Below are 13,105 nucleotides of genomic sequence, written 5' to 3'. Positions count from 1 at the left end.
CCAATCTGTGCTGAAAACCAGCATTCAAAACAGGATAAGCCACTTTACAAAGACCAGCTTTTCTTTGGTTTTCTTTTGCTCAAATAAACGACAACCTCAACATGGGGCGACCATAAAAACTGGTCAATCGGTACAATTTTTTCAAGTCGATAACCGCCCGCAATCAAGATCGCAAGATCCCGCGCCAAGGTAACCGGATTACATGATACTGCAACAAGATGAGCAACATTGGTTTTTGCCAATTCTCTGACCTGTTCTTCGGCACCAGCGCGTGGCGGATCAAAAACCACACCATCAAAATATTCAAGTTCCTTGGCCGACAAAGGGCGACGAAAAAGATCACGCTGTTCATGGGTCAGAGTTTTCAAACCTGTTGTCTGACGAGCCGCACGATCCAGACTATAAAGGGACGCCTTATCAAATTCAACGGCATGGACATTCATCTGACGCGCCATAGGAAAAGTAAAGGTGCCACACCCGCAAAAAAGATCGGCCGCCCGTTTGGCCTTCTTCAACCCGGCAAGAACAAGATCGCTCATAAAGATTTCTGCTTCTTTGGTCGCTTGCAGAAAACCACCGGAAGGAAATTCAACCGCCACGTTGCCAAAATGCAGCAGCGGTTTATGTTCTTCGACAATAATCTCGCCATCGACTGTCAAACGCGCAATATGACAATCAAGCGCCTTTCTGATCAGTGCCTGACGCTGTCTGTCATCGATAATAGGGCAGTCGGAAATGGCAATATCAAGTCCATTATCAGCCAATGTCACCGTAAGATGGAAACTCTTGGCATTATTGGCCAAAAGTGCCGCAATAGCACGGACATGATCAAGCCGGACAATCAGATCGGGATGACTGACCGGACATTCTTCAATAGCAACAATATCATGTGAGGCAAAACGATTAAAGCCGACAGACTGGCCTTTCATGTCTGTTCTTGCGGTCAGTGTTATCCGTCGCCGCGTATGTGGCGCACAGACAATAAGCGGATCAACATCATGATCAATACCGCGGCCACGCATAGCATCGACAACCATATTTCGCTTGAATGCCTGATAGGTCTCTCCATCCAGATGCTGCAACATGCAGCCGCCACAATCTTCAAAATGGCGGCACTGCGGGGTAATTCTATGGGGGGACTTTTCTTTTACGCCCATCAATGTTGCCCGATTTGCTTCACATGCAATCGTCACAACCTCACCCGGCAAGGTAAACGGGACATAAACCGCACCATGCGGTGTTTTGGCAACGCCATCTCCCGCGGCCCCCAAATGGTCGATCAAGACAGTCTCACTCACGCGGTTTTCTCCCCATAAAGCAGATATTCATGGTTTCCATCACCGCCTTCAATCGGCGATTCAATCACTCCCTTGGCCTGCCAACTATCAAGTCCATCAAGCCACGAAAACAGCTCTTGCGCAACGGCTTTGCCTAAAGAGGGATCTTTTAACAAACCGCCTTTACCAATCCCTTCACGTCCAACCTCGAATTGCGGTTTGACCAGAAGTAACGCATAACCGCCTTTACGGACACAAGCCAATGCCGGAGGCAAAGCAATTTTTAAAGAAATAAAACTGACATCGCTTACGACAAGATCAACTACAGGATAAGGTAATTGAACCGCTTCCAAATCACGGGCATTTACTCCTTCCATAAGTGTAATGCGCGTATCTCCCTGTAAACTGGCATGAAATTGACCATGACCGACATCAATCGCGGTTACATGGCAGGCGCCACGCTCCAATAGAACTTGTGTAAAGCCCCCCGTCGAGGCGCCAATATCCAATACCGTCATTCCCTCTATAACGGGTATGAAGCAGTCAAGACCGGCAATTAGTTTTAAAGCCGCGCGCGAAACATAATGACGAGCCGGATCAACAACTTCGAAAGCCATATCGCGATTAAATGTCTGGCCCGGTTTTGTCACGACAACGCCATTCACATTTACAGTACCACGCATAACGGCATCCCGCGCGCGCGAACGACTTTCGAAAAAGCCCTGCTCGACCAGCAAATGATCAAGGCGTTTCTTATCGTCCATGCTCAAGCAATAATTTGCGGTTGCGATATTGTCGCACGCCCTAAAGCGGCAAAAACCGTATTTACAATACCGGTACGATCAAGACCAAGACGTGACAGAACCTTATCCTGTGCGCCATGATGAATGTAACTATCAGGCAATGTCAGCGTACGGATTTTAAGGCCATTGTCCAACAAGCCGTCCCGGGCCAAGAATTGTAGAACCTGCGCACCGAAACCACCCATAGCGCCCTCTTCAATCGTCACAACAACTTCATGATGACGGGCAATCTGACGGATCATATCCTCATCCAAAGGCTTGGAAAAACGGGCATCCATTACTGTCGTTGCAAGACCGCTGGCCGCCAGCTCCTCTGCCGCAGCCAACGCTTCATTCAATCTCGTGCCAAAGCCGATCAAGGCAACCTTTGTCCCTTCACGCAAGAGCCGCCCTTTGCCGATTTCCAGTATCTCTCCACGTGCTGGCAAATCCATACCAAAACCATCTCCACGCGGATAGCGGAAAGCAATCGGCCCTTGATCATAGGCAGCAGCCGTGCGCACCATGTGCATGAGTTCCACCTCGTCGGATGGCGCCATAACAACAAACCCCGGTAAAGCCGATAAAAAGCCTGTATCATAACTGCCAGCATGGGTGGAACCATCGGCACCAACAAAACCGGCACGGTCAATCGCAAAACGAACGGGCAAATGCTGAATTGCGACATCATGGACGATCTGATCATAGCCACGTTGCAAAAAGGTCGAGTAAATCGCCACAAACGGTTTATAGCCTTCCGTTGCCATACCGGCCGCAAAGGTGACAGCATGTTGCTCGGCAATACCGACATCAAACATACGTGACGGAAAATGCTCAACAAAAGAATCAAGCCCCGTACCTGTCGGCATTGCAGCTGTCACGGCGACAATCTTGTCATCATAACGGGCTTCTTCAATCAGAGCATTGGCAAATACTTTGGTATAAGATGGTGCATTGCTCGGACTTTTTTGTTGTTTACCGGTAATCACATCAAAACGGCTGACACCATGATACTTATCGGCCGCCTCTTCTGCCGGAGCATAGCCTTTGCCCTTACGGGTTACGACATGAACCAAGACAGGCCCTTCAGGATGCTCGCGGACATTTTTCAAGACCGGTAATAAATGGTCCAGATTATGACCGTCAATCGGACCGACATAATAGAATCCCAGCTCTTCAAACAAAGTGCCGCCCGTCCAAAATCCACGTGCATACTCCTCTGAACGGCGTGCCTTATCCCAAAAAAATTTAGGTAATTTTTTTGAAAGAGCCTTAGCGCGTTCACGCAAACTACGATAGGCGGGTGAGGAGACAAGACGTGCCAGATAGGCACTCATAGCACCGGTTGGCGGTGCAATCGACATATCATTATCATTGAGAATAACAATCAGACGGGCATCACGAGCCCCGGCATTGTTCATCGCCTCATAGGCCATACCTGCAGACATGGAGCCATCGCCAATGACCGCAATTACATTACGCTGCATCTCACCTTGCAGCTCGGCGGCAACGGCCATGCCAAGACCGGCAGAAATAGAAGTCGATGAATGACCGGCACCGAAAGGATCATATTCACTTTCCGCGCGTTTGGTAAAGCCCGAAAGCCCCCCCTCCTGACGAAGCGTACGAATGCGATCACGACGGCCCGTCAGGATTTTATGGGGATAGGCCTGATGGCCGACATCCCATATCAACCGATCATAAGGTGTATTGAAAACATAGTGAAGCGCCACGGTCAGCTCAACTACACCAAGGCCAGCCCCCAGATGTCCACCTGTCACCGAAACAGCATCCACCATTTCCGTGCGCAATTCATCCGCCAACTGCCTCAAATCGCTTTCAGGCAGATTACGCAGATCCTGCGGCACATGGACTTGATCCAAAAGAGGTGTCAGCGGACGGGACAAAGACGTTCCTTCAAATAATTTATTTTGCACGTCTTACACCTTTGCGTGCAAATTTGCACCATTTTATCACAAATCAGTGCATATATTGGATTATAGAGAAAAAAGAGAGGGTGCAACAAGCTGTAAGCGGTAATCAGCCCCTATTCGGCGTCAAGCGGTTCAATGCCTTCAGCTTTTCCTTCCCTGTTCAAACGTATCTTTTCAACCTTGTCTTCCGCCCCTTTCAGCAAACGATCACAATGATTTTTCAATGCTTCACCGCGCTCGTAAATACGAATAGACTGTTCAAGCGGTACATCACCCCGCTCAAGGCTTTCAACAATACGTTCAAGCTCGCCCAATGCTGTTTCAAAGCTCATGGCTGAAATATCATTGCTATCCTGCATATTGCTCATTTATCCTCACAAAATATCTGTTCTGGCGATATGGATACCGAATCCTTCCAAGCCAACATAATGACGCTCACGCGATGCCAAAACAACAACGGATGAAATTCCAAGATGCTTTAAAATCTGAGCACCCAACCCGATCTGGCGCCATTCCTCTTCACGTTCGACAGCCTGATCATGGGTTTCCAAACCTTCCATAGCCATCTGACGTGAACGATCGTCGCGCCCGACAGCAACAGAACCTTCTCGCAGATAAACAAAAACACCGCGCTTGTCGGTTTCAACCATACGCTTCAACATAGCGCCAATATCAGGTTCTTTACCGAAAACATCCTTTAAGACATTTTCCCGATGCAAGCGCACCGGTATATTTTCGCCATCCCGAATATCACCGACGACAACAGCCACATGCTGCATCGGCTCCCATGGCAACTGGTAGCTATGCGCAATAGCATTGCCGACCGGTGTTACTATTTCCATCTCGCCAATATGCTCGATCAGCGTTTCCTGACGCTGGCGATAGGCAATCAGATCTGCAACAGTCACAACATGCAGATTATGCTCCTGTGCAAAGCTGGTGACTTCCGGCCCGTGCTTAACTGAACCATCATCATTAACCAGCTCACCAATAACACCGATAGGTGGCAGTTTGGCCAATTTACACAAATCTACAGCAGCCTCTGTATGGCCGGACCGCATCAATACACCCCCCTCACGCGCAATTAACGGGAAAACATGGCCCGGACGGACAAAGTCAGCAGCACCAGCGTTAGGATTGGCAAGATTACGCACCGTCAATGTGCGGTCATCTGCCGAAATACCCGTTGTTGTGCCATGCTTATAATCAACAGTTACTGTAAAGGCCGTATGATGGGCTGAATCATTATTGGAAACCATCGGCGCAAGGTTTAACCGTTTGGCTTCCTCAGCTGGCATAGGTGCACAGATAATACCGGATGTATGACGAATAATAAAAGCCATCTTTTCCGATGTACAATGGACTGCGGCAACAATAAGATCGCCCTCATTCTCACGCCCATCATCATCAGTCACAACCACAATTTCACCACGCTCGAAAGCTCGGATGGCATCGACAATTTTTTTCTGATTATAGCTCATTGTTTTTCAACTGCCTTTAAACGAATTAATCGGCTCTTATCCTCTATATACCCTATATACGGCCGGTCTGGCCACGATGTCGCAAATAGTGGTCTGCTATGGCACAAGCAACCATTGCCTCACCCACCGGCACGGCACGAATACCGACACAAGGATCATGACGGCCTTTTGTCACAACATCCACATTATGACCCTTGGCATCAATCGATCGACGCGGTGTCAAGATGGATGATGTCGGCTTGACGGCAAAACGAGCGATAATCGGCTCGCCGGTCGAAATGCCCCCCAGAATCCCTCCTGCGTGATTGGCCAGAAATACAGGCTTGCCATCATCGCCGATACGCATCTCATCGGCATTTTCTTCGCCTGTTAGCCGGGCACTGTCAAAACCATCCCCGATTTCAACCCCTTTGACCGCATTGATCGACATCAACAATGAAGCAATATCCTGATCAAGCTTGCCATAGACAGGCGCCCCCAAACCTACAGGCACATTTTCGGCAACAATCTCGACCACCGAACCGATAGAAGAGCCATTTTTACGTATTCCATCAAGATAATCTGCAAATACTGCAGCAGCCTTTGCATCCGGCGTAAAGAACGGATTACGTTCAACCTCTGCCCAATCCCAGTTCTCACGGTCGATATCATGAATGCCAATCGCCGTCACCGCGCCCCGCACAACAAGACCGGGAACTATTTTACGCGCAATAGCACCGGCAGCAACACGCGCGGCAGTCTCACGCGCCGATGAACGCCCACCACCACGATAATCCCGAATGCCATATTTGGCATCATATGTATAATCAGCATGACCGGGACGATATTGCTGGGCAATGTCACCATAATCCTTGGAACGCTGATCGATATTTTCAATCATCATCGAAATAGGTGTGCCGGTGGTTACAAGGGTCTTACCGTCGTCTTGCGGCAAAACACCGGACAGAACCTTGACCTGATCGGCTTCACGACGTTGCGTAGTATATTTCGACTGGCCAGGCTTACGTTTATCGAGATAGGTCTGAACCTCCTCTTCGCTAAAAACAATGCCTGGCGGACAGCCATCAATGATACAACCGAGAGCCAACCCATGGCTTTCGCCCCATGTGGTAACGCGAAACAAATGGCCAAAGGTATTATGCGACATAAAGATTCCGCCTAGCTTATTGTGAAAATCAGTCTCACTATCAAGACTTTTATTGAGGTTTTAGCTGCGGGTCAAACGCCATTCCTGTGGATCGCCACATTTTTATTTGAATTTGACAGCTCTTTTGACACAATGATCCGTCATAGTACGGGTGAAACAGTTCAACCAAGGTGATACAAATGAAAAAAAGTGCTTTTCTAGGTGCCGTTTTTGCCATTCTTTTCCCGGCTTTTGCATGCGCCGATAGTGCCCAAGGTACAATTACAGCAATTGACCAAAGCACAGGAAGCATTACACTGGATGATGGCAACAGCTATCAGCTACCAAGCGAATTTGATTATTCGGCACTCCATGACGGCTTACGCATTCTTGTCTTCTACGACACACAAGGCGGTAAACGCTATATCAGCGACATGGAAGGTGTTGACGGCCCCTTACAAACACCGGAGGATGACACCCCACTGCCACAAGATGGCGAAGAAATTATCAATCAGGGCGGCGGCCAAACCACGAACGAGAGCAATGCCGATGATACTGGAATAGATGGTGATAGAACCTCAGGACCGTTACCCGGCGTATCAACCAAATTCTAACACTAGAGCCATTCCAGACCAGCATCGGAGAATTTCAGAATATGGTCTTGTGAAATGTCTAGATTGGCAGCCTCTGTGTCACTTAATTGCATATAATGATGCAAGATCGTGCGCAGACAACCGCCATGGGTGACACAAACAGTATTTTCTTTTACCGCTTCTACCCAAGGAACAATACGTTGTTCCAACATGGCATAACTCTCGGCCTTTTTACCGGGCGGCACAAAATTCCATTTATCACGATAACGTGCTTCAACCTGTTCCGGTTTTTCCTTGGCGATCTCTTCTTCGCTAAAACCTTGCCAGTCGCCAAAATTCAATTCCATCAACTGCGGATCTGTAGAATAGGCTTTTGGGTCAAGCCCCATAGCAGAACGGATGCGTTCCATAGTCTCGCGGGTACGGCGAAGTGGACTGGCCACAAAACGAAATTCTGCAGCATTGCCAATCAGATTTTTAAGCTTGCGCCCATTCGCATCGGCCTGCTTCTGTCCGATCTCCGTAATATCTCGCTCAATCTGCCCCTGAATACGGCGAGTAATATTCCAGTCTGTCAAGCCATGACGGGAAAAATAGATAAGCGGACGTGCCACGAAAAACCCTTAATCTTTGAGAACAGAAATATCGGGAGCGTCAACAGCTTTCATGCCGATAACATGATAACCCGAATCAGCGTGATGGACTTCACCAGTAACAGAGCGTGACAGATCAGAAAGGAAATAAAGGCAGCTATCGCCGACTTCCTCGATTGTAACTGTACGACGCAATGGCGCATTATATTCGTTCCACTTCAAAATATAGCGGAAGTCACCAATGCCGGAAGCTGCTAATGTCTTGATCGGACCGGCTGACACCGCATTAACGCGGATATTTTTTGGTCCAAGATCAACAGCAAGATATTTTACGCTGGCCTCCAGCGCTGCCTTTGCAACGCCCATGACATTATAGTTCGGCATCACTTTTTCAGCACCATAATAGGTCAGCGTCAAAATTGATCCGCCATTCGTCATCATTTTTTCGGCACGCTGTGCAATAGCCGTCAATGAATAGACCGAAATATTCATGGTCATATTGAAATTGGCTTCAGATGTATCGACATAACGACCCGTCAGCTCGTCCTTATCGGAAAATCCAATGGCATGAACAACAAAATCAAGCTTGCCCCATTTTTTCTGCAAATTGGCAAAAACGTCATCCATAGACTTGGCGTCAGTCACATCGCAATGGCCACAAACAAAACCGCCCAGTTCTTCTGCCAAGGGTTCGACACGCTTTTTCATGGCTTCCCCTTGATAGGTGAAAGCAAGTTCTGCGCCGGCAGCCTGTGCTGCTTTAGCAATACCCCATGCGATAGAGCGATTATTTGCCAACCCTAAAATGAGCCCGCGCTTGCCACGTAATAAATTGTTACTTTCAGCCATAGGCTTGCCTCTTAGTCAAAATAAATCTTTGTGTCAGCCTATGACATAGGCTTGGCTTTTCTTCAAGCGATAGCTGCGATTTACGCCAAAAAGGTTGCCGTTTGACAAAATTAGTTTTATATAAAGTGTAAATTTTAGAGATCCTCTAAATTTTTATCTGGTGAAATCGCCGATCGTCAGTCAGCTGAAGAGCTGAAGGAGTAAGATATGTTTCCGCTCACACGTATGCGCCGCCTACGCCGGAATGCGCCTTTGCGCGCTTTTACCAATGAAACGATGCTTGATATCAATAGTTTTGTCTATCCCATTTTTGTTGAAGAAGAAATTGATACACCGGTAGCCATTGATACCTTGCCGGGTCTCTACCGTATCCCAGAAAAAAAACTTGGTCGCCATATCCAAGAACTATACAATGAGGGTATCCGCGCCATCATGCTTTTCGGCGTATCCAAACACAAGGATGAAACCGGCAGTGACAGCATGTGTGAAACCGGTCTACTGGCACGTATGATCAAGATTGCCAAACAAAGCGTTCCGGAAATGATTGTTATTTCCGACAATTGCTTTTGTGAATATACAAGCCATGGACATTGCGGCATTGTCCACCATGGACATATTGATAATGACAGCACAATAGAAAACCTTGGAAAACAGGCCGTATTATGTGCCCAGGCCGGTGCCGATATGGTGGCACCCTCGGCCATGATGGACGGCCAGATCAGCGCAATACGCAAAGCGCTTGATGAGTCGGCCTTCAGTCATATACCGATTATGGCCTATGCAACAAAATTTGCCTCATCCTTATATGGCCCTTTCCGCGAAGCAGCTGGATCTTCCCTTAAAGGAGACCGCAAAAGCTATCAGATGAGCTACGCCAACCGCCGCGAAGCCCTGCGCGAGGCCATAAGCGATGAAGAAGAAGGAGCCGATATCATCATGGTTAAACCGGCCGGTACCTATCTGGATATTATCGCCGATGTCCATGCTCGAACCCTCTTGCCGGTTGCGGCCTATCAGGTCAGTGGTGAATATGCAGCCATCAAATTTGCTGCTGCTGCCGGTGCTCTTGATGAACAGGCCGCTATGCTGGAAACTTTAACAGCTATTAAACGCGCCGGAGCATCAATTATTATCAGCTATTTTGCCCGCGACTTGGCCCGTCTGCAAAAAAACACAAATTAAGAGAGAATTCCAATGTTCGATTATCAATCTGCATTCCAACAGTCCATCGATACGGTCATAAAAGAAGATCGTTATCGGATTTTTGCAGACTTGCAACGAACAACAGAACACTTTCCAGAAGCGACGTTTTATGATGGCAACCGCAAGCGTCAGATCACAATATGGTGTTCCAACGACTATCTGGGGCAAGGAACCAATCCAAAAATCATCAATGCTGCCTGCGAGGCACTGAAGGCCTACGGCGCGGGCGCGGGCGGCACACGTAATATTTCCGGCAACACCCATGGGCATGAATTACTGGAACGCGAACTGGCTGCTTTCCATCAAAAAGAAAATGCACTTATCTTTACATCTGGTTATGTCGCCAATGAGGCTGCTATTAGCGCCATTGTTAACGCCATTGACGGCTGCATCATCTTTTCCGATGAAAAAAACCATGCTTCAATGATTGAAGGAATCCGGCGTTCAAGGGCACCCAAACATATATTCCGCCATAATGACATGGCCCATCTGGAAGAATTGTTGCGCCAATACCCGATTGAACAACCTAAAATAATCATTTTTGAAAGCATCTATTCCATGGATGGCGACTTCGGTGCCATTTCCGATATTGTTACCTTGGCCAAACAATATGGTGCGCTGACCTATCTCGACGAGGTCCATGCTGTAGGCATGTATGGGAAAACCGGTGCCGGTGTGGCAGAAGCGCTTGAACTGGCCGACCAAATTGATGTCATACAGGCCACATTAGGGAAAGCCATCGGCTGTATCGGTGGTTACATTGCTGCCAATCGCCTATTGGTCGATGTTATCCGCTCAACAGCAAGTGGTTTTATCTTTACAACATCGCTCCCACCTGCCGTAACGGCGGCTGCATTAGCCAGCATCAAAGATCTACGTGGGCCCCACGGCATTTGCCTTCGTACACGCCATCAGGAACGCGCAGCAAAACTCAAACAGCTTTTAAAAGATAAAAACCTGCCTATCATGGATACGCCAACCCATATCATACCGCTTATGATTGGAGACGCAGCCTTATGTAAGGAAGCCAGTCGACTACTGCTGGATAGGTTTAATATCTATATACAGCCGATCAATTATCCAACGGTCTCGCGCGGTACAGAAAGACTGCGTATCTCGCCAAATCCTTTGCATAATGATGCTATGATGGCTCGGCTTGTCGAAGCGCTTGATCTGGTCTGGAAAGAGCTAGGTTTAAAACATACCCAGCCTGTAACAAAAACGATGGAACGTATCTTCGCCGCTTAATTTTCATTTTATGAAATAATAGCTAGCAGTTAATTGACATTCTAAATATAAGACCTGCTCCTCAACAGGATGGCCTTTATGCGTATTATATTACTTATTGTGGCGGCTCTTTATCTAACAGCATGCCAAACTCCGTCACAAAATGCTGCTTTTAGGGCTGAGATGGAAAAAAAGGAAGTCCAACTCAATCAAGAACAAATTGCGGCGATCAAGGACGTTATTGAAAATGATCTTTCCAGCGGTTTCAATCTTACCCGCCCAGAAAAATTCTATTATGAAACAATCAAGGGTTTCCAGATGTCGAGTGGCCTCATCGTCAGCGGCACTGTCCAGATGAAGTTACGATTTGCCCTCACCTATCAGCCTCCACGGGTCTTCTCCGGACACCTGACGCAAATCAATGGAAAATGGGTGATGGATTATTACAGGCTGCAAAAATAGCAGCCTGTAACATTTCTGGCTCATACATGCTTTTTCATGAATTCTTCCAAAGCGCCATCTCCACCTTCCGGCAGCATAATACGGATGTGGACGAAGAGATCATCACGCGCACCATTTTTCAGTGGTAAGCCCTTGCCCTTCAAACGTAGCACACGATCCGAGCTTGACCATGCAGGCACTGTCAGCGCAATACGTCCTTCCAATGTGTCAACGGGCTGCTTACCGCCAAGTACAGCATCCTTAAGCGCAACGGGCAAATCAAGATGAAGGGCTCGTCCTTCCACTTTGAACCGCGTGTGATTTTTAATATGGATTGTAACCAAGGCATCACCTGCCACTCCACTACTTGATGCCTCTCCCTGACCTTTCAGCCGGATCGTCTGGCCATTTTCGACAAATGCGGGAAGCTTGATTTTCAGTGTCTTGCCATTGGGAAACTTAGCCTCAACTTTTTCCGCACCAACCATTTGCTCTAACGAGACATTAAGGGTTGCCTGAATATCGGCACCCTTTTGGGGCGGAGATTTAGTCTTCCCTTTGCCAAAGCCGTTAAAACCACCTCCACCAAAGAGATCCCTAAAAATATCACTCGCGTCAAAACCGCCCTGCCCAAACGGATTTTGAGATTGGGCGCCACTTCTGGAATAACCCTGACCGCCTGAAAATCCTTGAAAAACAGGTTTGCCTTCAGCATCAATCTCGCCGCGATCAAACTGTGCCCGTTTATCCTTGTCACCAATAATCTCATAAGCCTGATTGATTTCGGCAAATTTTTCCTTAGCCTTATTCTCACCCTTATTATGATCAGGATGGAACTGTTTGGCCAGTTTTCTAAAAGCCGACTTAATCTCTTGCGGCTTGGCGTTGCGCGCAACGCCCAGAACCGTATAGGGATCACGCATTGTTACCTCTTTCCAATGTCTCTGCCCAAGGTCATATAGACATAATCAAAAATTTAACTGCAAAAACAACCGTTTCAACAACGCCTGCTTTCCCAGTTTTTTCTTATATGTTCACCCTCGACCATGATTACTAGAGGGAGAAAAAATAATATATAAACCAACAATCAGATTTCTTTTTCATGCAAATCAGTCAAGAGCCAATATCCCGATGGTGCCTGACATATTTCACCGACATAAAGGGCCGCTCCGTCAAAAGCACTGCGGGTCGTCTCAAAGTTGCGACACCGCCGGTCATTACGCTTTGACTGGGATAACATCTGGATTAGCCCACCCGAGCCTGTTTGCTCATTACTCCATGCAAGCGGCAATTTTTCATCACCAATATTCAATGATGCAATACGATCACGCAGATAGGCCTTATCCAGCTCGCCGATTGAATCCGTCAATACCGGTTGCATGGCCGGTATAGAACCGGTAAGAATAGACTGGTCCGGAAGCATGATATCATCCGCCTTGCTCATTTTGAAGCCACCTACCGCACAACCATATGCAACAAGCAGACATGCCGAAAAAATGACAAATAGAAGCCATTTCAAAGGGCGGAAAATGGTATTCATTCCGTTTATACTCCACATCGTATATATCCGATGTTCTGATACGCAATACTTGAAGGTGC

At 47.7% G+C, this 13,105-nt stretch carries 14 protein-coding genes; 4 read left to right on the top strand and 10 right to left on the bottom strand.

Features of this window, described 5'->3' with window-relative positions:
• Window positions 1-44: 44 nt before the first annotated feature.
• The 6 genes from ACYZ97_RS02160 to aroC all read right to left on the bottom strand — a co-directional run bounded on the left by ACYZ97_RS02160 (window position 45) and on the right by aroC (window position 6,621).
• Complete coding sequence (locus ACYZ97_RS02160; RefSeq protein ID WP_473299859.1) at window positions 45-1,298, bottom strand: class I SAM-dependent RNA methyltransferase; 1,254 nt, start codon at window positions 1,296-1,298, stop codon at window positions 45-47.
• A complete protein-coding gene (locus tag ACYZ97_RS02155) occupies window positions 1,295-2,041 on the bottom strand; it encodes a TlyA family RNA methyltransferase (RefSeq protein WP_473299858.1) in 747 nt (248 codons plus the stop codon). Before ACYZ97_RS02155 ends, ACYZ97_RS02160 begins: the two co-directional genes overlap by 4 nt.
• Before the next feature lie 2 nt (window positions 2,042-2,043).
• Entirely contained in the window at window positions 2,044-3,966 is a 1,923-nt protein-coding gene (dxs, locus tag ACYZ97_RS02150) for a 1-deoxy-D-xylulose-5-phosphate synthase (protein ID WP_473300611.1), read from the bottom strand.
• A gap of 140 nt (window positions 3,967-4,106) precedes the next feature.
• Complete coding sequence (locus ACYZ97_RS02145) at window positions 4,107-4,361, bottom strand: exodeoxyribonuclease VII small subunit (protein ID WP_473299857.1); 255 nt, start codon at window positions 4,359-4,361, stop codon at window positions 4,107-4,109.
• Between the two features lie 6 nt (window positions 4,362-4,367).
• Window positions 4,368-5,474, bottom strand: a complete 1,107-nt coding sequence (ribB, locus tag ACYZ97_RS02140) for a 3,4-dihydroxy-2-butanone-4-phosphate synthase (protein WP_473299856.1) — start codon at window positions 5,472-5,474, stop codon at window positions 4,368-4,370.
• Between the two features lie 52 nt (window positions 5,475-5,526).
• Window positions 5,527-6,621 (bottom strand): chorismate synthase, encoded by a 1,095-nt coding sequence (gene aroC / locus ACYZ97_RS02135; RefSeq protein WP_473299855.1) that lies wholly within the window; start codon window positions 6,619-6,621, stop codon window positions 5,527-5,529.
• 179 nt (window positions 6,622-6,800) lie between these two features.
• On the opposite strand from aroC, the gene ACYZ97_RS02130 reads away from it, so the two are divergent.
• Window positions 6,801-7,214: a DUF1344 domain-containing protein gene (locus ACYZ97_RS02130; protein WP_473299854.1), complete on the top strand. Its 414-nt coding sequence runs from the start codon at window positions 6,801-6,803 to the stop codon at window positions 7,212-7,214.
• 2 nt (window positions 7,215-7,216) lie between these two features.
• On the opposite strand, the gene ACYZ97_RS02125 is transcribed toward ACYZ97_RS02130, so the two are convergent.
• Together ACYZ97_RS02125 and fabI are read right to left on the bottom strand one after the other, a co-directional pair.
• Window positions 7,217-7,807 carry a histidine phosphatase family protein gene (locus tag ACYZ97_RS02125; RefSeq protein WP_473299853.1) on the bottom strand — a complete coding sequence of 197 codons (591 nt, stop codon included), beginning with the start codon at window positions 7,805-7,807 and terminating at the stop codon, window positions 7,217-7,219.
• Window positions 7,808-7,816: 9 nt separating this feature from the next.
• On the bottom strand, window positions 7,817-8,635 hold the full coding sequence (gene fabI / locus ACYZ97_RS02120) for an enoyl-ACP reductase FabI (RefSeq protein ID WP_473299852.1): 819 nt from the start codon (window positions 8,633-8,635) through the stop codon (window positions 7,817-7,819).
• 207 nt (window positions 8,636-8,842) lie between these two features.
• On the opposite strand from fabI, the gene hemB reads away from it, so the two are divergent.
• From hemB to ACYZ97_RS02105, 3 genes are all read left to right on the top strand, one after another.
• The gene (gene hemB, locus ACYZ97_RS02115; protein ID WP_473299851.1) at window positions 8,843-9,817 is read left to right on the top strand and encodes a porphobilinogen synthase; all 975 of its coding nucleotides are present in this window, start codon (window positions 8,843-8,845) and stop codon (window positions 9,815-9,817) included.
• A gap of 12 nt (window positions 9,818-9,829) precedes the next feature.
• A complete protein-coding gene (gene hemA, locus ACYZ97_RS02110) occupies window positions 9,830-11,086 on the top strand; it encodes a 5-aminolevulinate synthase (protein ID WP_473299850.1) in 1,257 nt (418 codons plus the stop codon).
• A 78-nt stretch (window positions 11,087-11,164) separates the two neighbouring features.
• Window positions 11,165-11,527, top strand: coding sequence for a hypothetical protein (locus ACYZ97_RS02105; RefSeq protein WP_473299849.1), 363 nt, complete (start codon window positions 11,165-11,167; stop codon window positions 11,525-11,527).
• Window positions 11,528-11,547: 20 nt separating this feature from the next.
• Here ACYZ97_RS02105 and ACYZ97_RS02100 read toward each other — a convergent pair whose 3' ends face one another.
• Window positions 11,548-12,429 (bottom strand): DnaJ C-terminal domain-containing protein, encoded by an 882-nt coding sequence (locus ACYZ97_RS02100; RefSeq protein ID WP_473299848.1) that lies wholly within the window; start codon window positions 12,427-12,429, stop codon window positions 11,548-11,550.
• Window positions 12,430-12,593: 164 nt separating this feature from the next.
• On the bottom strand, window positions 12,594-13,046 hold the full coding sequence (locus tag ACYZ97_RS02095) for an RT0821/Lpp0805 family surface protein (RefSeq protein WP_473299847.1): 453 nt from the start codon (window positions 13,044-13,046) through the stop codon (window positions 12,594-12,596).
• Window positions 13,047-13,105: the final 59 nt, after the last annotated feature.

Source organism: Bartonella sp. bp_1 (assembly GCF_055808085.1).
Note: the sequence above shows the minus strand (reverse complement) of the source record. Positions and strands in the feature narration are given on the sequence as shown.

What these genes read in the sequence shown, in the direction of transcription:
- fabI (WP_473299852.1), bottom strand. Translation starts at nt 8,635, where the DNA reads ATGGCTGAAAGTAACAATTTATTACGTGGCAAGCGCGGGCTCATTTTA.
- aroC (WP_473299855.1), bottom strand. Translation starts at nt 6,621, where the DNA reads ATGTCGCATAATACCTTTGGCCATTTGTTTCGCGTTACCACATGGGGC.
- ACYZ97_RS02155 (WP_473299858.1), bottom strand. Translation starts at nt 2,041, where the DNA reads ATGGACGATAAGAAACGCCTTGATCATTTGCTGGTCGAGCAGGGCTTT.
- ACYZ97_RS02100 (WP_473299848.1), bottom strand. Translation starts at nt 12,429, where the DNA reads ATGCGTGATCCCTATACGGTTCTGGGCGTTGCGCGCAACGCCAAGCCG.
- ACYZ97_RS02105 (WP_473299849.1), top strand. Translation starts at nt 11,165, where the DNA reads ATGCGTATTATATTACTTATTGTGGCGGCTCTTTATCTAACAGCATGC.
- hemA (WP_473299850.1), top strand. Translation starts at nt 9,830, where the DNA reads ATGTTCGATTATCAATCTGCATTCCAACAGTCCATCGATACGGTCATA.
- ACYZ97_RS02145 (WP_473299857.1), bottom strand. Translation starts at nt 4,361, where the DNA reads ATGAGCAATATGCAGGATAGCAATGATATTTCAGCCATGAGCTTTGAA.
- ACYZ97_RS02130 (WP_473299854.1), top strand. Translation starts at nt 6,801, where the DNA reads ATGAAAAAAAGTGCTTTTCTAGGTGCCGTTTTTGCCATTCTTTTCCCG.
- ribB (WP_473299856.1), bottom strand. Translation starts at nt 5,474, where the DNA reads ATGAGCTATAATCAGAAAAAAATTGTCGATGCCATCCGAGCTTTCGAG.
- ACYZ97_RS02095 (WP_473299847.1), bottom strand. Translation starts at nt 13,046, where the DNA reads ATGAATACCATTTTCCGCCCTTTGAAATGGCTTCTATTTGTCATTTTT.
- hemB (WP_473299851.1), top strand. Translation starts at nt 8,843, where the DNA reads ATGTTTCCGCTCACACGTATGCGCCGCCTACGCCGGAATGCGCCTTTG.